Raw genomic sequence first — 17,829 nt, forward strand, 5'->3', positions numbered from 1 at the left:
CATGTCGTACCCCGAGATCCGGCCCCGCCGGCTGCGCCGCACCCCGGCGATCCGCCGGCTGGTCTCCGAGACCCGGGTCGACCCGGCCGAGCTGGTCGTGCCGATGTTCGTCAAGGAGGGGCTGACCGAGCCCCGCGCCATCGCGTCGCTCCCGGGAGTGCTCCAGCACTCCCGGGACTCGCTGCGCAAGGCAGCGGTCGAGGCGGTCCAGGCCGGTGTCGGCGGGATCATGCTCTTCGGCGTGCCGGAGCAGCGGGACCCGACCGGCTCCGGCGGCATCGACCCGAACGGCATCCTGAACGTCGCCATTCGCGACGTGGCTGCCGAGGTAGGCGACGCCACGGTGGTGATGAGCGACCTGTGCCTGGACGAGTTCACCTCGCACGGGCACTGCGGGCTGCTCACCGGAGACGGTGAGGTCGACAACGACTCGACCCTGGCCGCCTACGCCGAGATGGCGGTGGCCCAGGCCGCCGCCGGGGTCGGCATGGTCGGGCCGTCCGGGATGATGGACGGCCAGGTCGGCGTGGTACGCAGGGCGCTCGACGCCGCCGGGCACGAGGACGTCTCGGTGCTGGCGTACGCCGTGAAGTACGCCTCCGCCTTCTACGGCCCGTTCCGCGACGCGGTGGAGTCGGCGCTGGAGGGCGACCGGCGCACCTACCAGCAGGACCCGGCCAATCTGCGCGAGTCGCTGCGTGAGGTGGCGCTCGACGTCGCCGAGGGCGCCGACCTGGTGATGGTCAAGCCGGCGCTGCCCTACCTCGACGTGGTGTCGGCGGTGCGGGCTGCGGTGGACGTTCCGGTCGCCGCCTACCAGGTCTCCGGCGAGTACGCGATGGTCGAGGCGGCCGCTGCGAACGGCTGGATCGACCGGGAGCGGGTGATGCTGGAGACGCTCACCTCGATCAAGCGGGCCGGCGCGCAGGTCATCCTCACCTACTGGGCGGTCGAGGCCGCCAACCTGCTCCGCCAGCGCTACTGAGCGGCCCGCCCCGCCGTGCGGCCCCGCGCGGCCCTGACGGCTGGACGCGGCCCCGACCGAGGTGAGCCGCCCGGCCGATCCCTGGCCCGCACACCTCCGCGCCAGCCTTTGCTCTGCACCCGCGGGTGCGACGGCTACGGTCCGCGACCGGTGCGTATTGGGGTGCAGAGCAAAGGGAAGGTCTTGGGACTGAAGGCCCTGCTCCGTGGCGGCGAGGACGTGCCGCTCAACCCCTACGGTGATGGGCGCCCGGTTATCCACAGGTCGCTCCGTTGTCCACAGGCCCGCCAGACGGGATTGCGAGGAACGGAGCGAGCCGGGACGGTGACGGCATGGACGAGTCACCGATGCCCCCGGATGCAGGAGCATCCAGCGCCGACAGCTGGATCGCCGACGGTCCGAGCCCCAGCCTCGCGCAGCGGAAAGTCATACTCAGCGAGCCGTCGGACGCTCCGTGGCCGGTCGTTGGCATCGTCCGGGCGATCCGCCGTCACGCTGACCTGAGCCAGCGCGAGCTGGCCCGGTGGGCGGGGGTGCACCACGCGACAATTGGCCGCATCGAGGCCGGTCGGACTGTCCCGAGCATCGACCTGCTCCGCCGGATCATCGGGGTCGTGGGATGTCGACTGGCCGTCGTCGACGAATTCGGTCGGGTGCTCAGGCCGATGCGGGACTGGGAAGACACGCGCGACGGGGCAGGGCGCCGCTACCCGTCGCATCTCGACACCATCCTCGACCCCGAGCCCGGGGAGTGGTGGGCGGACATCTACGGGCTGGCCCGACCGCCCGAGACGTTCTACCGCAATCGTGAGATCCGGGACGCGATGCGTCGGCGCAGCCAATGGGAGGTGCGCGTAGCCCGGCACCGTGGCGATCCGCCGCCACCACAGCTCTGGCGATACCGCTGACCCAGAAGTGGACGAGGCCCGCCGATTCGATTCGAGTCGGCGGGCCTCGTCCACTACATTCCGCGATCAGTCGTCGTTGGTGATCGTTCCGGTCGCTAGCGGGTCGGCCAGCCGCAGGCCGGGCACGCCGGCTACCAGCAGGGTCAGCTTTTCGTCCGACTCCCGCTTGCGATCGCCGCGCACGGTCACCGGGAACGCCACCGACGTCTGGCCGGCGGGCAACACCTTGCAGCCGGCGTACGGGTCGAAGTCCGAGCCTGCCTGCGCCGTGAGGCCGACGGTGGCCGCACAGAGCAGCACCGACTGGGACAGCGGCCGGGACACGGTCGCGGTGAAGGTGAGCTGCCGGGTGCCCTGGTTGCCCTCGACCACCGTCGCGTCAGCCACCGTCAACGACGCCCGGGACCGGAAGCGGGCCACCTGCGGGTCGTGGTCGCTGGAACCCCGTGACCCGTCACCGGCGAACTCCGCCGGCCAGTCGGCGTTGATGTGCGCCGCCCGCACCTGCACCAGGTCACCGTAGAGCGCGTCGTTGACGAACAAGTGGTCGAGTGTCTGCGCCTGGCCCTCGAAGCTGTACGAGTAGGCCGACGCCGGCACGTCCGCGACCAGGTTGTCCCACAGGTTGTGCAGGCCCGCCTCGTAGAGCGGGGCGAGCTGGTCCGACGGGGTGGGCTGGTCACCGGTGGCGATCGGATCATCCGGGCGGGGGAAGACGTTCAGGTCCCCGCCGTAGACCACCCGGGCGTTCTGGTCGGCTGCCTCGATCGCGGTGACGATCGCCGCGCCGTAGCGTGCCTGCTCCCGCCGCTGCCCGACCCGACTGTCCGGGCCGGAGGAGTAGTGGTTGCTGAGCGCGTACAGGGTGAACCGCTCGGTCGAGCCGGGTGCCGCAGCCACACTGAACTTGCCCAGCTGCGGCGCACGGGTGAAGACGTTGGTCCCGTCCCGACCGGTCGACGTGTCCACATCCGATGGCAACACCGCGTTGAGGGCCTTCGGGTTCTGCACGTCGGCGTTGGCCGGCAACCCCGCAGCGCGGTACTGGACGGTCGGTGCCGAGCCGAGCAGCGGGTCGGTCGCCGTCGCGGCCGCCAGCGACAACCGGTCCGTGCGGTACAGGAAGGCGGCGGTGATACCGCGGGCGTCCGCGCCGGTCCGGTCATAGGCAGCGGCGTACGTGGGCCCGCCGACCGCCGCCACGGTGAGCGCCAACTCCTGGATGCTGTCCGGGGCGCCATCGGCGTTGTTGGTGTCACCGCAGCTCAGCGCAGCGCCGGAGACCGTGCAGATGTCCTGGTCCTCGGCCTCCTGCACCAGGATCAGATCCGGTGCGTGCAGATCCTTGACGATCTGGTCGGCGAGCGCGGCCAACTGCTCGCGGTACTCCGCCTCGCTGCTCGGGACGTAGTCGAACGGCGGGTCGACGCCCACGCAGCCGGTGTTACCAGCGAAGTCGCAGCCGTCGAACGGGTCGTCGCGGTAGTCGTACAGGTTCTCCACGTTGTAGGTGGCGACGGCCACCTCCTGCGACCGGTCGGCCGGCTTGGGCGGGTTGTTCTTCGACGGGTCGGCCCCGGCGGCGAACTCCGCCCGCTCGACCTGGACGCCGTACTTCTCGAACGAGTAGTAGACCCCGCCCACCGCGTCTGCCCGCAGTGTGTCGAAGGTGTGCGCCGGCGGGAGCAGCGCGGCGCTGTCCCCGGCGGTGGCCTTCACGCCCATGCTGCCGAGCAGCGTCCGCTGACCGTTGCCGTCGTCGAAGCGGCGGGTCGGGTCGTTGTCCAGCGGGTGCGAATCACGGAAGACCCGCCGGGAGTACGGGTCGGCGCGGTCCAGCAGCGGGTCGTCACGGTCGACCACCCACAGCTCCGCGTCGGCGGTCGAGGAGAAGACGTCTCGGCCACTCACCGCGCCACTACCTGCGCGTACGCGTATCCGGGAGCCCTCGTGCCGCTCCCAGAAACGCTGCGCGTCGGTCAGCACGGCCGGCGGCACCGCGTCGGTCACCGCGACTGCGGTGTCCACGGCCAGGCCGCCGCCGATCCGGCGGACCAGCGACGCGCCGGAGAGCTGGGTGAGGTTGTAGTACTCCGACACCCGGGCCCGCAGCACGACCTCGTCGCCGACCGTCGGCAGGTAACCGCCGATCAGCGAGGTGAACGTGCCCATGAACACGAAGATGCCGTCGGAACTGGTCGGGTCGCCGTCGGTGTCGCCGACGCGGCTCTGCAGGAAGAACCCGTGCTGATCCGCCCCGGCCGAGGTGCGAGCCAGGGTCAACTGGGTGATCACGCCGCGTACGTCGTACAGCGTGCTGCTCGTGCCGTTGCCGCTCGCCGGTGCGAGCGGCGACCGGTCGGTCGGACCGGCCTCGGCGTCGGTGGTCGGACCCTGCACCTCGCCGACGGTCAGCTCCCGGGTCACCTGCACGGTGAGTGCGCAGCTTGCGGTGCCACCGCCCGCGTCGGTCGCGGTGAGGGTGACGGTGTACGCCCCGGCGGTCAGGTCGGCGCTCACGCCGACCGTGGCGCGGGCGGTGCCGCCCACCTCGCCGGCCGGGGTGAACGCGGTGCGGGTGATCGAACCGGAGGTCGGGCTCGGGCTGATCGTGGTCACCGCCAGGTCGACGATCGTGTCGTCAGGGTCGGCGGCGGTCACCTCGCGGCTCGCTGCCGTGCCGGCGGCGGTGACCAGCGGGCCACCACAGGTCAGCGTGGCCGGTACGTCGACCGGGCCACCGCCGTCCACGGTGTGCGCGCCCAGCCCGTCGAACGTGTCGACGGGGAAGCCGGCCCACTGCGTGGCGGGGTCGAACGCGTCCGACGGGTCGGTGTCACCGCTGGTCAGGCTCGGCAACCGGCGCAGGGTGTTGTCCGCGGTGCTGGTGACGCCGGCACCCCACTCGGTGCCCGGGTCGACGCCCACCTGGCCGATCGAGTCGAGCACGGTGGCGCCCCGGCGCAGCACGATCGCGTCGTCGCCGTTGAAGAGGCTCGCCCCGGTGGTCTGGTCGGCCTGGGCGAGGATGGCGGCCCCGGCCGAGGCGCTGGCGAACACGAACGCATCGCCGGCCGCCACGGTGCCGGTCAGGGCGATCGTGGTGGCCGTGGTGGAGCCGTTGAAGTAGAGCTGCAACTGGTAGCCGCCGGCGGTCAGGTCGACGGCGGCGCCGGTGCCGTTGAACAGCTCGATCGCCTTGTTGTTCGACGAACCCTCGACGTACTCGGAGATGAACAGGTCGGTGGGCGCAGCGCTGGCCGCGGTGGGTGTGACACCGAGCGCCGTGATAGTCACGGCGGCGGTGGCGGTCGCGAGCGCGGCGATTGAGCGGCGCGGGCGCATAGGGCCTCCACGATGGGTGGATGGGAGTCAACGCACGTTAAGGTGCGTGCCTGTCCACCGTCCATCCCCTAATGGACAGTTTCGTGAATTCCCTCAGCGCGGCGGATCGAGGCGGTGCACCAGCTCGGCGACGTCGACGCTGTATTCGCACCAGTCCCGGTCGGGGCGGTAGCCCAGCTCCGCGTTGACCTTCAGCATCGCCTCGTTGGCCTGCGCGTTCCAGGTCTGCACCTCGATCAGCTCCGGCTCGGCGGAGCGCAGCTCCAGCAGCATCCGTGCCTTGATCGCCCGATCGATGCCGTAGCCCCGGTGATCCTGCGCGACGATCGTGTCGTACTGGTCGGCGCGGGTCGGATGCTGCGCCGGCACCACCACCTCGGTCAGGCCGGCCACCTCGCCGCTCTGCTCGTGCCGGGCGAGCACGATGTACGGCTTCATGCCCCGCCGGTGCAGCGTGTCGAGGCTGTCGCGCAGCCGCTCCGGGTCGTATGAGCTGGGGCGCAGCTCACCGTCGTCGACGTCGCGCACCTCGGCCTTGGCCCGCGCGTACGCCTCGATCAGGTCGTCTGGCGGCCCGCCGGGGAAGAACTCCAGGTGGTAGCCCGACCCGATGCCGGTGGCCATCTCGGCCAGCTCGGCCCAGTCCACCGCGGTCAGGTCGAGGACGCTGCGTGTCTCCACGTACTCCCGGGTGAAGCCGAGCGACTCGTAGAACCCGACTGCGGGCGTGTCGCCGACGACCTCCACCCCGATCGACCGGAAGCCCTCCTGGTAGACCCGGCGCGCGGCACGCAACACCAGGTCACGACCGAGGCCGGTGCGCCGCACGGACGGGTGCACCAGCACCTCGAGCACGCCGATGTCACCGAGGAGAAGCACGTGGACCTGGCCGAGCACCGCCCCGGGGTCGCCCGGATCGGTCGACTCCGCCTGGGCGACCCAGGAGATCCGCCGCTCGCCGGGCATCACCTCGGCGAGGTATTCCCGCAGCGACGTCTCCCGCCAGGGCGGGTCCTGCGGCAGATCGGCCGCCAGGACCGCGTTCAGCGTGGCCAGCAGCGACGCGATCTCGGCGGACGACGCGGTCCTGGGGTCCCACTCGCGCACCATCACCCGTCTAGCTTGCCGCTAACAGCTGCCCGGGGGAAGTGTCCAGTTCTCCAACGTATCGAGACGATCACTTCACAACCGACTGGCCCGTCCGTACCGATTCGCGGTGTCGTAGACGTCCTGGGCGTACCGCCGGACGTCGTTGTAGGAGAGAATCGCGTTCCACCAGTCGCCCGGGATGCTCAGGTTTCGGCCGCCCTTGCAGAGGTAGTTTCCTGCTGCCAACGCGGCGTCATCCAGGTCGTGTGGGTCCTTCACCCCGTCGTTGTCGGCGTCCGCGCCGATCTCCAGCCAGGTGGTCGGGATGAACTGCATCGGGCCGATCGCCCGGTCGAGGACCTTGTCGTCGTCGAGCTCCCCGCGGTCGGTGTCGATGATCCGCATCCGACCGCCCTGCCCGTCCAGCGGCAGCCCGATGATCTTCGGCAGCGCCTTGCCGTCCTGCCTCAACTGCGCGCCGTTGGCCGAGCCGTGCCCCGATTCGACCTGCCCGATCGCGGCCAGCGTGGTCCAGCTCAGCGCGCAGCTGCGGTTGGTCTGGGCGAGCACCAGCTCGGCGTAGCCGTACGCCTGCATGGCGACCGCGGGTACGCCGACCTTCGCGCCGACCTGCTGCGCCCAGCCGGCCAGGGCGTCCGACGGTCGACCACCGATCGCCGGCCCGGTCGGCAGCCCGTTGCCGGGCAGCCCGCCGCCGGGCAGTGGGATGGTCGGCAGTGGCCCGGTGGGCAGCGGCCCGGTCGGTAACGGCCCGGTGGGTAGGCCGGACGGCACCGCTGGCGGTGCCACTGCGGTCGGCGCGGCGGACGCGTCGGCCGCGACCGGACGTGGTGCGCGGATCGCGGCCGGCACGAGCAGCGCACCCGCCGCGGCGGTCGCGGCCACGAGCGCCAGCAGGAAGAGACCGGGCAGGGTCAGCCGACCACTCGGCCGGCCAGCCCAGGCGCGGGTCGCGCGGGCGGCGGAGGTCGCTACCCGGCGCGGCGGCAGACGTAGCGCGTGCGCGAACTGCGCGCGCCGCCGACGAGCCGGGTCGGACGCCGGGACGACCGGCACCTCGTCCACAGTGGTCTTCGTCAGCTCGTCAGCACCGTCGGCCTTCGCGGGGGCGTCGGCCTTCGCGTCCTCGGCCGGCGTGGCTTCGGTCGGGGTGGCTTCGGTCGGGGTGGGCTTGGCTGCCGGTGTCTGCGGCGGTGTGGCCGGTGGCGTGGTTGGCGTATCTGCCGAACGGCCGCTCAGCCAGGGGCGGCGCGGGCGGGGCACCGCGCGCACCGGATCGGGCGCGGCCCCCGAGCCTTCGAGTGGCCCGTCCAGCGGCGCGGCCGGTCGTAACGATTGCACACGCTTGTCGTCCTTGCCGTCCACCACCCGTCGAGTATCACCCATGCTCCGCCAGCCGTCAGATCCACGTACCCTGGGTGGCATGCCCCGGTACGAGTTCCGCTGCCGCGCCTGCGGCGACACCTTCGAGGTCAACCGCCCAATGGCGCAGGCCGGCGACTCGGCCGCCTGCCCGCAGGGCCACCTGGACACCGTGAAGCTGCTCTCCGCCGTCGCGGTCACCGGCCGTGGCGCAGATGGCGCCCCGGCCCCCTCCGGCGGTGGCTGCTGCGGAGGTGCGTGCGGCTGCTGACGAGCTCCATCACCCGCTACGGCAGGTGCTGTTCCCGGCGCGCGGCCTGCACGCCGGCCTGAAAGCGCGTACGCGCGCCGAGGGCGGCCATCAGGTTCGCGATGTGGCGCTGCGCGGTGCGGTAGCCGACGCCGAGTTGACGCGCGGTCGCCTGGTCGGTGAGCCCGGAGAGTAGGAGCGCGACGAGTCGCCCGTGCTCGACCGGAGGGCGGTGACTCGACGGCGAGGCCGTGGCGGGTTGCAGCGGCAGAGCGGATCGCCACAGCCCCTCAAAGAGGTGATTCAGGGCGTCGAGGAGCGCACAGGGGCGCAGCAGGACGGCGTTCTCGCCCTCGTCGCCGGGTCTGCGCACGAGCAGGCCATGGCGGTCGTCGGCGAGGTAGAGCTTGACTGGAAGGGCCGGCAGGACCCGGGCCTGCTGGCCGGCGGCGACGAGCTGTTCGAGCCCGTGCAGGGCGCCCGGCTGCTCCAGGGACGACCGCTCGTAGACGGTGCGTGAGCGGACGCCACGCCGGAGCAGTTCGACGCTGACGCTCGTCGTCAACGGAGCCAGGTACGGGGGCTTGTCCAGGCACCGGATCTCGACCCGCGCGGCGCGTTGTAGGTAGGCCAGTCGTTCCAGCACCGCGCTCCGCCCACTGACTACCTCCAGCACGGCGGTCGAGTCGACCGGGCTGTCGTGCGCGCGGTGCACCGCCGCCAGGCGCTGAAGGTGTTCGCGGGCGGCCTGCAACTGCCGCTCGTACTCTCGGATCGGCGCGTCGAGGGCCACCGCCGGATCGACGGCGAGGTAGGTCGGCGGGTCGTCGTCCCCGGCCAGCACGAGCCCTGCGGTGCGCAGTGCGGCGAGCGCCCCGCGCAGTGGCTCGGGTCGGATCCAGGACCGGTCGAGGTCGGCCACCGTCCGGCCGGGCTCGGCGACGACCAACTCGTACGCCGCGGATTCGACCGGGCTCAGGCCGGCGGCAGCGAGCTTGGCGTCTGGGTGCGCCGGCATGGTCAGGCCACGTCTGCGGAGGTGGTGATCCAACCGCGGCGAATGGCCTGGTAGCCGGCCTGGAACCGGCTCGCCGCGCCCAGCCTCCGCATCATCGCGCTGACCCGGCGACGTACGGTGCGCTCGGTGCAGCCCTGTTGCGCGGCGATCGCCGCGTCGGTCAACCCGGCGGCGAGCAGGGGCAGCAGGTCACCCTCGGCCGGCGACGGCGCGTCCCCGACTTCGACGAGTTGTGGGTGGCCGTCGCGTACCTGTAGGGGGACCGCCTGGTCCCAGGAGATTTCGAACAGCGCCCCGAGCACGTCGAGCAGGGCCGGGTCTCGGATGAGCATGGCGGAATCGACGTTCTCGAGCTGGACCGGGATCAGGGCCAGCGGGTGGTCGCTGAGCACCAACTTGATCGGCACGGTGGAGACCCGGATCTCCTCGCCGACGGAGAGATCCTCAGTGAAATTAGCGAGCCGGTCGGGGTCGTCGAGGCCCCGCCGGTCGTAGAGGACCCGATAACGAATGCCCTGGCGGAGCAGCGCCAGCTCCACCGCGTCAACCACCGGTGGGGCGCTGACGTAGGGCGGGGCATCGAAGATGCGCACCTCGTGCACGGCGCTGAGCTGAACGTCGTTGAAGGCTTGGTTGATCGCCTTCTTGCCGTGCAGAATCTCGACGAGTTCGTCCGCGTGGTGCCGGCCTCCGGCGAGGCGGAAGATCGTCGACAGTCGAGCGCGGTGAGCCTGCGCTCGGGACAGGGTCCGTTCCGCACCGAGAGCCAGCACTTCGGTGACCTTGTCGGGTGCGACGGCCTGGAAGCGCGCGGGGGGTCCGGGCAGCCGCCACGCGAGCCCCAACTCCTCAAGACGGCTGAGCAGCGGACGGGCCGTCCCTAACCACGGCTGGTCGGCGGCGAGTCGGTCGAGCGCGTCGAGTGCGACGGCCGGGTGTTCGAGCAACCACTCGTAGAGAGCCTGCTCGGACGCCGTAATTCCCAAGATCCACAGCACCGATTCATCGTGCGGCAACCGCGGGTCCTTGTCCATCCGCATCACGCCGCTGGCGCGAAGCGGACATCAAGGCGACTTCTGCCACCTCCGCGGCGGTGGCATCGTCGGCAAGCGCGCTCGCCATAACAGCCTGTGTCGATGCCGGATGCGCCTGCGGATGTGGTCCATCGGCTCAGCCGGCGAGCGTGTTCTCAGTCGATCGCCGGAGGAGAGTGCGCAGCGTGACACCCACAGCAGAATCCGAGAGCCCGGGAAGGCACCCCGTGCTGCCGTCCGAACAACGTCCCTCGCGTGCGCGATGGGCTCAGCTCATCGGCCTCGTCGCGGTGCTCGGCCTGGTTGTCAGCGTCACGACGGTGACCGGCGGGCCCGTCCGGCCCGCCGTCGCCGCGCCGGAGAAGATCCAGCCGGAGCTGCGGGCCAGCATGGGAAAGCTTCCGGTGCAACCCTTCTGGGTACGTCTCAACGCCCGCGCCGACCTCACTGCGGCGTCCGCCATCAAGGACTGGAACAAGCGCGGCACGGCGGTCGTCGAGGCGCTGCGCAAGACCGCCGAGAGCAGCCAGGCCGACGTCGTCGGCCGGCTGCGGGCTGCGGGCGTGGAGTACCACAGCTTCTACGCCTCGAACGCGATCTACGTGGCGCACGGCAGCCTGGACCTGGCCGAGACCCTGGCCAAGGAGGGCGAGGTCAGGACCATCCAGGCACAACGGACGTACGAGGTCCCGGAGCAGTTGAAGGCGAAGCGGGTCGCCGACGTCGACTCGGTGGAGTGGGGCGTCCACGCCATCGGTGCCGACCGGGTGTGGGCGAATGGCACCCGCGGCGAGGGCATCGTGGTGGGGAGCATCGACACCGGGGTGCAGTTCGACCACCCGGCGCTCGCCGCCTCGTACCGGGGTGCCATGGGTGACGCCGGGGTCTCGCACGACTACAACTGGTACGACCCGTCCCAGGTCTGCGGCACGCCATCGCTCACGCCCTGCGACAACAACGGCCACGGCACGCACACCGTGGGCACGATGGCTGGCGACGGCGGTCCGGGCAACCGGGTCGGCGTCGCCCCCGGCGCCCGGTGGATCGCGGCCAAGGGCTGCGAGACCAGCCACTGCACCGACTTCGCCCTGCTCTCGTCGGCGCAGTGGATGCTGGCACCGACGAACCTGGCCGGTGCGGACCCACGGCCGGACCTGCGGCCGCACATCGTGAACAACTCGTGGGGAGACGACGACGGTCCCGCTACCGACTCGTGGTTCGCCGACATCGTCGAGGACTGGCGGGCCGCCGGCATCTTCCCGATGTTCGCCAACGGCAACGCGGGCGAGCGTGGTTGCGACACCTCGGACAGCCCAGGTGACTACGCGTCCACCTACAGCGCCGGCGCGTACGACGTGGATGGCCGGATCGGCTACTTCTCCGGCCGTGGCCCGGGCACGGGCGGCATCTCCAAGCCCAACATCGCGGCTCCCGGGGTGAATGTGCGCTCCAGCGTCCCGGGTGGTGGATACAACGCGATAAGCGGTACGTCGATGGCGAGCCCACATGTGGCTGGCGCGGTCGCCCTGCTGTGGTCGGCGACGCCCAATCTGATCGGCGACGTTGCGGGCACCATCGAGCTGCTCGACCAGGTCGCCGTCGACGTCGACGACCTGAGCTGCGGCGGCACGCGGCAGAAGAACAATGTGTGGGGGCAGGGCAAGCTCGACGTGTACGCCTCCATCGCGGCGGCGCCTCGCGGCGAGACCGGCCGGCTCACCGGCAAGGTCGTAGACGCGAAGACCGGCAAGCCGATCGTTGGCGCCGAGGTCCGGATCGACGGTCCTACCCACCGTTCGGCGATCAGCGGCGCGGACGGTGGCTACGCCGCCACCCTCTCGGCCGGTAAGTACACGATCGCCGTCTCCTTCTACGGCTACCTCGTGGGGACCGAGTCGGCGACCATCACCGCCGACGCCACCGTCACCCGGGACGTCCGGCTCCAGGTCAGCGCCGAGGTCACGGTGAGCGGAAAGGTCACCGACGGTTCCGGACACGGCTGGCCCCTCTACGCGATGATCAGCGCACCCGGTCTGCCGGTCGGGCCGTGGTTCACGAACCCGAAGAACGGCCGGTACGAGCTGTCGCTGCCGGTCAACTCCACGTACCGGCTGACCGTGAGCCCGCTCTACCCCGGCTACCGCGCCAGCACCGTCGACGTGCCGGTGGGTGATCGGGCGGTCGTCCAGAACGTCCAGGCGCAGATCGACGAGGTCGCCTGCCTCGCCCCCGGCTACGGGTACTCGCTCCGGGCCGACTTCGAAGGCTGGACCGACCCGGCCAAACGGGCCGGCTGGACGGTCGTCGACAACCTCGGCGGCGGGCACGCCTGGCAGTTCGACGCACCCGGCGACCTGGACAACGTCACCGGTGGCACCGGCGACTTCGCCACCGCCGACTCGTGGCAGAACGACGGCGCGGCGGAGGACACCGACCTCATCTCGCCGGTGATCGACCTGTCCCGGGAGAAAGCGCCGCGGCTCAGGTTCAATTCGCTGTACCTGGGTGAGAGCGGGACCGCACGCATCGGCATCGACCTGAGCGTGGACGCCGGCCGGTCCTGGTCCAACGTCTGGCAGCGGACCACCGAGAACATCCCCATCGCGCTTGTGGATGTCGCACTGCCACAGGCTGCCGGCCGGTCGCAGGCCCGGCTGCGCTTCCACTACGCCGGCAGCGGCGTCGCGCTGTGGCAGGTGGACGACGTCGCTGTGGGGACCTGCAACCCGACCCCCGGTGGGCTCGTCACCGGCGTGGTGCGAGACGACAACACCGGTGACCCGATCAATGGCGCGAAGGTGGTCGACAAGTTGACGCGGACCGAGCTCTCGGCGAGCGCCGCGACGCCGCGTGACCCGAACCTGCCGGACGGCCACTACTGGCTGTTCTCCCCGCAGGCCGAGCCGACGTTGACGGTCAGCTACCCCCGGTACGTCACTGCCGAGGCGCGTACCGTCGTGGAGCCGAACCGCGTCACCAGCCTGGACTGGCGGCTACGTGCCGGGCGGTTGACGGTCGACCGGAAGAGCCTCGACGTCACCGCGCGGCTCGGGAAGTCGGCAACCCGCACCCTCACCTTCACCAACAAGGGCACCCACCCGGTCCACGTCAAGCTGGGCGAGCAGGTCGTCAGCTCCACCAGCCATGGGCTCGCCGGGCAGGCAGGTGCCCCGCTGCGCCGCATCGAGATGGGGCAGATGAGGTTGGGGCCGCCGCCGAAGGCGTCGGCGGTCCAGCCGAGCCAGCCGGCGACCCAGGCGAAGGCCACTGCCGACGTGGGGCCGTGGACCTCGATCGCCAACTACCCGACCCCGATCGTGTACAACGTCGCGGGCTACCACGCGGGCAAGCTCTACTCGGTGGGCGGGAGCACCAACGCGGTCCTGGAAGGCATGACCCGCAGTGGGTACGTCTACGATCCGGTGACTCTCCAGTGGAGCCCGATCGCCGACATGCCGCAGGCGGTCGCGACCGCCGCGGGCCTCTTCCTCGACGACAAGATGTACGTCATCGGCGGCACCAGTGTCGAGGGTGAGCAGCTCAGGACTGTGTACGTCTACGACCCCGTCCGGGACTCCTGGGCTCGGGCGGCAGACCTGCCGCAGCCGATCAGCGACGCCTCGGTGGCGACCCTCGACGGACGTCTGTACCTCGTCGGCGGTTGCAGCGTCACCTGCCCGGCGCAGGGCACGACGGTCTACCGGTACGACCCGGTCAGCGACGCGTGGACCCGCCTCGCCGACTACCCGGTCGCAGTGATGAAGGCAGGCTGCGCCGGGATCGCCGGGCAGGTCATCTGCGCCGGCGGGTACGACGGGGGCAACAAGAAAGCCGTCGCCTCCGGGTTCCGCTTCGACCCGGTCACCGGTGCCTGGACGCCGGTGGCGGACGCGCCGTACGCCGTCTCCAACATGGGGGCCACCGGTGCCAACGACAAGTTGCAGCTCCTCAGCGGTGTGCAGCCGGGCTTCCGGTTGACCAACGAAGCGGTGGAGTACGACCCGCTCACGAACACCTGGGGTCGTCTGCCCAACATGAACCACCCGACCTACGACGGTGGCACGGCCTGCGGCGCGTACCGGGTCGGTGGTTCGGTGGGCCTGTGGGACCCGCAGGAGACTGCCGAAAATCTGCCTGGGTACGACTACTGCGGCGGCGCGGCCGACGTGCCGTGGCTCTCGGTGGACAAGCCGGAGTTCAAGGTGCCCCCGGGTCGGTCGGTCAGCGTGGTCGTCCGGGTCGATGGTGGTGCGGTCACCCAACCCGGTGACCAGGCCGCGCGGCTGGTCGCGGTCACCGACGAGCCCTACCCGGGGAGCACCGTCGCGGTCGACGGCCACTTCGAGACGCCGCCGAACTGGGCGACGCTGAGCGGCACGGTGACCGCAGCCGCCACCGGGCGACCGGTCGCCGGCGCGACGGTGACCGTCTGCGGTGAGCAGCGGGCCGACCAAACCGCCTCGGTCGACCAGTCGGTTTCGCGGGGACGGCCCGGTCAGCAGGGCTGTGGGCCGGTCAGCTACACGGCGGTGACCGACGCCAACGGCCGTTACGAGCTGCGGTTGGCGAAGAACCAGCAGGTCAAGGTCACCGTGGTCGCGCCTGGGTTCGGGTCGACGACGACGGTGACGACCATCCGGGGGGCGAAGAACACCGTGAACGTCGCCCTGCTTACCGGCTGAGCGTCAGCGCCACCGGGCCAGCCCCGTCGGAACCGGTCACCCGGTCTCCGGCGGGGCTGGCTCGTGCGTGGGCCCGTCCGAACCTCGCCGGGACCGTACGATCCTTGTCGTCGGGCCCGAGCGCTGTGGACGACCCGCCGAGCGACGCTCCGGTCTTGCCCCAGGAGGGGCCGAGTGGCACCTTGAGTCCGAGCCTGGCGGCCGTTCTTACGATGCGTGATCGCTCGGACTCAGGCAGCATGAATCCGACGTCAGGGGCGGAGGTTCCACGCATGTCGCCACGGATCCAGCTCCCGAGCGGTTGGGTGACCTTCGTGTTCACCGATATCGAGGGCTCGACCCGGCTGGCCCAACTGCTCGGCCCGGACTACCGTCCGGTGCTCGCCGAGCACCGACGGCTGCTGCGCTGCACGCTGGCCAGCACGGGTGGCGCGGAGCTGCTGACCGAGGGCGACTCGTTCTTCCTGGCCTTCGAGGACGCGGCTGCGGCGCTGACCGCGTGCCTGACCGCCCAGCGGGCACTGTCCAGCCACGACTGGCCCACCAGCGAAGCCGCACCCCGGGTGCGGATGGGCCTGCACACCGGCTACGCCGAGCCGCGCGACGGCGAGTACGCCAGCCCCGAGGTGCACCGGGCCGCCCGGGTGGCCGCCGCCGCACACGGAGGGCAGGTGCTCTGTACGGCGTCCACCGCACGTCGGGCCGACCCGATGCCGCCGGGTGCGACCCTGCTTGACCTGGGCCTGCACCGCTTGCGTGGCTTCGACGATCGGGAACGACTGTTCCAACTGGTCGCGCCGGGCCTGGAGCGGCAGTTCCCCCGGCCCCGCACCGCCGACGCGGTGGCGCACAACCTGCCCACCCAGGTGACCTCGTTCGTTGGTCGGCAGGCCGAGCGCATCGAGCTGGGTCTGCTGGTGGGGCAGCACCGCCTGGTCACCGTGCTCGGCGCGGGAGGCGCGGGCAAGACCCGGCTCGCGGTGGAGTTGGCCAGCGGGGTGGTCGAGTCGTACCCCGATGGGGTCTGGTTCGTCGACATCGCCTCGGTGACCGACCCGGGGCTGGTGGCGTTCGCGATCGCCGCCGTGCTCGGCCTGCGACCCGAGCCGGGCCGGCCGATGCTGGACACCCTTGTCGAGTACGCGGCCGGACGCCGGATGCTTGTCGTCCTGGACACCTGCGACACCCAACCGGCCGCCTGCGCCGAGGTGATCGCGCGGTTGCTGTCCGGCGGCAGCGGCGTACGGGTGCTGGCGACCAGTCGTGAGTCGTTCAGCCTGCCCGGCGAGGTGGTGTGGCGGATTCCGCCGCTCTCGGTCGACCCGCGCGCGGACGGCAGGGAGAGCGACGCGGTGGCGCTGCTGCTGGACCGGACGGCGGCGGCGCGCGGGGGTCGGCAGCCCGACCCGGCCGAGTCCGCCGACCTGCGCCGGGTCGTGCAGCGGCTGGACGGCCTGCCGCTCGCCATCGAGTTGGCCGCCGCCCGACTGCGGGTGCTCTCCGTTGGGCAGCTCGCCGAGCGGTTGGACGATGTCCTGGGCACCTTGGACGCCGGCCGGGAAGACCCGGATCCGCCGCCGGTGGAGCGGGGTTGGTCCGGCAACCAGCAGGACACCGTGGACCTCGTCGCCGCGGCGGCCGGGGCGTCACCGCCCACCCCGGCGAGCAGGGCGGTGCAGCGCTCGGCCACCGAGCGGCACCTGACCATGCAGGCCACCGTCACCTGGTCGTACCGGACTCTGGGGCCCCGGGCCGCCCGCCTGCTGCGGTGGCTGGCGGTCTTCGCCGGCCCGGTGGATCTGGAGACGGTGGAGTGGCTGCTGGGTGACGACCCACTGGACCCGCTCTCGGTCCTGGTGGACAAGTCGATGGTGTTGGCCGAGCCGCGTGCCGCCGGCAGCACCTACCGGATGCTCGACCCCATCCGGGCGTACGCGGCGCGGCGGTTGGCCGAGGCAGGCGAGGAGCAGGCCGCCCGGGACCGGCACGTGGCCTGGTCGGCGCACGCGTTGGACCGGGCGCACCTGGGTCAGGACGGCCGGCCGGTGACGCTGTCGCTGTATGCCCTCGATCCACTGGCCGGGGAGCTGCGCGCCGCGCTGCGCTGGTGCGCCACCGGCGGCAGCGCCCGCGCCGGTCTCGGTCTGGCCGGCGGGCTGGACCAGTGGTGGCTGGAGCGGGGCCTGGCCCGGGAGGGGCGGCTCTGGCTGTTCCGGCTGTACGGGCGGATCGCCGAGACGGGTGAGCGGATCCCGGAGGCGGAGCTGGCAGCGGCGTACCACATGCACTCGCTGCATGCCAGCGCCGACGGCGAGTTCGCCGAGGAGCTGCGCTACTCCCAGCGGGCGGAGGCGGCGGCCCGGCAGGCCGGCGACGCCGGGTTGCTGGCCCGGGTGCTCGCCGGCAGGGCAGCGCCGCTGGCGGACATGGGGCAGTTCGTCGAGGCCGAGCGGGTGTGCCGGGAGGTCATCGACTGGGCACACGGGCAGGACGTGGTCGGCGAGGCGCTGTTCGCGGTGTTCAGTCTGGCCGAGCTGCTCTGGCGTCGGGGTGCTTTGGAGGAGGCGGCGGAGCTGCTGGGGGCGGTGCGTCCGGTGGAGGCGGCCCGGCCCGTGGAGCGGGGGCGGCGTTCGGTGGACATGCTGCTCGGGATGGTCGCGTTGGCCCGGGGCGACGTGATCGCCGCACACGAGCATCTGCTGGTGGCGCTGCGCTCGCGGATGGGCCACGGCTACCACGGCCGGGCGTGCGACACCTTGAACGCGGTCGCGGTGCGCTGCGCGATCGGCGGGGAGCGGCTGACCGCTGCCCGACTGTTCGGAGCCGCGCAGGCCACCCGGGCGAGCATGCGCGCCACCCCGGGCATCTACGGCGGCTACTGGGCCGAACAGCAGGCGGAGTTGCGCGCGGTGCTGGGCGACGCGGCCTTCGACGACGCGTACGGCGAGGGTGCCGAGCTGGGGCTGGACGAGGCCGCGGCGCTGGCACTGGACGTGGAACATCCGGACCTGGCGGCGGACTCGACCCGCTTCAGCACCGGCCTGTCCCAACCAACCCCCCGCCGCCCAGCCGACCCCGACCGCCACCCAGCCACCCGAACCGAACGCGCCTAACCCCCTCCCTCCCGCCCTCCCC

At 71.7% G+C, this 17,829-nt stretch carries 10 protein-coding genes; 5 read left to right on the forward strand and 5 right to left on the reverse strand.

What is annotated here, in order from left to right:
• Position 1 precedes the first annotated feature (1 nt).
• Together hemB and IF46_RS0121650 are read left to right on the forward strand one after the other, a co-directional pair.
• Positions 2-985, forward strand: coding sequence for a porphobilinogen synthase (gene hemB, locus IF46_RS0121645; RefSeq protein WP_030490180.1), 984 nt, complete (start codon positions 2-4; stop codon positions 983-985).
• A gap of 332 nt (positions 986-1,317) precedes the next feature.
• Positions 1,318-1,893 (forward strand): helix-turn-helix transcriptional regulator, encoded by a 576-nt coding sequence (locus IF46_RS0121650; protein ID WP_084597985.1) that lies wholly within the window; start codon positions 1,318-1,320, stop codon positions 1,891-1,893.
• A gap of 66 nt (positions 1,894-1,959) precedes the next feature.
• Here the strand turns inward: IF46_RS0121650 and IF46_RS0121655 are convergent, their stop codons facing one another.
• The 3 genes from IF46_RS0121655 to IF46_RS0121665 all read right to left on the reverse strand — a co-directional run bounded on the left by IF46_RS0121655 (position 1,960) and on the right by IF46_RS0121665 (position 7,716).
• A complete protein-coding gene (locus IF46_RS0121655) occupies positions 1,960-5,238 on the reverse strand; it encodes a lamin tail domain-containing protein (RefSeq protein ID WP_030490182.1) in 3,279 nt (1,092 codons plus the stop codon).
• 93 nt (positions 5,239-5,331) lie between these two features.
• Complete coding sequence (locus tag IF46_RS0121660; RefSeq protein ID WP_030490183.1) at positions 5,332-6,348, reverse strand: GNAT family N-acetyltransferase; 1,017 nt, start codon at positions 6,346-6,348, stop codon at positions 5,332-5,334.
• Positions 6,349-6,420: 72 nt separating this feature from the next.
• Positions 6,421-7,716, reverse strand: a complete 1,296-nt coding sequence (locus tag IF46_RS0121665; RefSeq protein ID WP_030490184.1) for a lytic transglycosylase domain-containing protein — start codon at positions 7,714-7,716, stop codon at positions 6,421-6,423.
• 55 nt (positions 7,717-7,771) lie between these two features.
• On the opposite strand from IF46_RS0121665, the gene IF46_RS0121670 reads away from it, so the two are divergent.
• Positions 7,772-7,981: an FmdB family zinc ribbon protein gene (locus IF46_RS0121670; protein WP_030490185.1), complete on the forward strand. Its 210-nt coding sequence runs from the start codon at positions 7,772-7,774 to the stop codon at positions 7,979-7,981.
• 16 nt (positions 7,982-7,997) lie between these two features.
• Here the strand turns inward: IF46_RS0121670 and IF46_RS0121675 are convergent, their stop codons facing one another.
• Both IF46_RS0121675 and IF46_RS0121680 read right to left on the reverse strand, forming a co-directional pair.
• The gene (locus tag IF46_RS0121675) at positions 7,998-8,978 is read right to left on the reverse strand and encodes a LuxR family transcriptional regulator (RefSeq protein ID WP_051724056.1); all 981 of its coding nucleotides are present in this window, start codon (positions 8,976-8,978) and stop codon (positions 7,998-8,000) included.
• A 2-nt stretch (positions 8,979-8,980) separates the two neighbouring features.
• Positions 8,981-9,976, reverse strand: coding sequence for a helix-turn-helix transcriptional regulator (locus IF46_RS0121680; protein WP_198041492.1), 996 nt, complete (start codon positions 9,974-9,976; stop codon positions 8,981-8,983).
• Between the two features lie 356 nt (positions 9,977-10,332).
• Here IF46_RS0121680 and IF46_RS0121685 point away from each other — a divergent pair, with 356 nt between their 5' ends.
• On the forward strand, positions 10,333-14,694 hold the full coding sequence (locus IF46_RS0121685) for a S8 family serine peptidase (protein WP_157563290.1): 4,362 nt from the start codon (positions 10,333-10,335) through the stop codon (positions 14,692-14,694).
• A gap of 272 nt (positions 14,695-14,966) precedes the next feature.
• On the forward strand, positions 14,967-17,807 hold the full coding sequence (locus IF46_RS32690; RefSeq protein ID WP_036392767.1) for an ATP-binding protein: 2,841 nt from the start codon (positions 14,967-14,969) through the stop codon (positions 17,805-17,807).
• The last annotated feature ends 22 nt before the right edge of the window (positions 17,808-17,829 follow it).

The sequence above is a fragment of the Micromonospora chokoriensis genome, assembly GCF_000718555.1.
GTDB lineage: Bacteria > Actinomycetota > Actinomycetes > Mycobacteriales > Micromonosporaceae > Micromonospora > Micromonospora chokoriensis_B.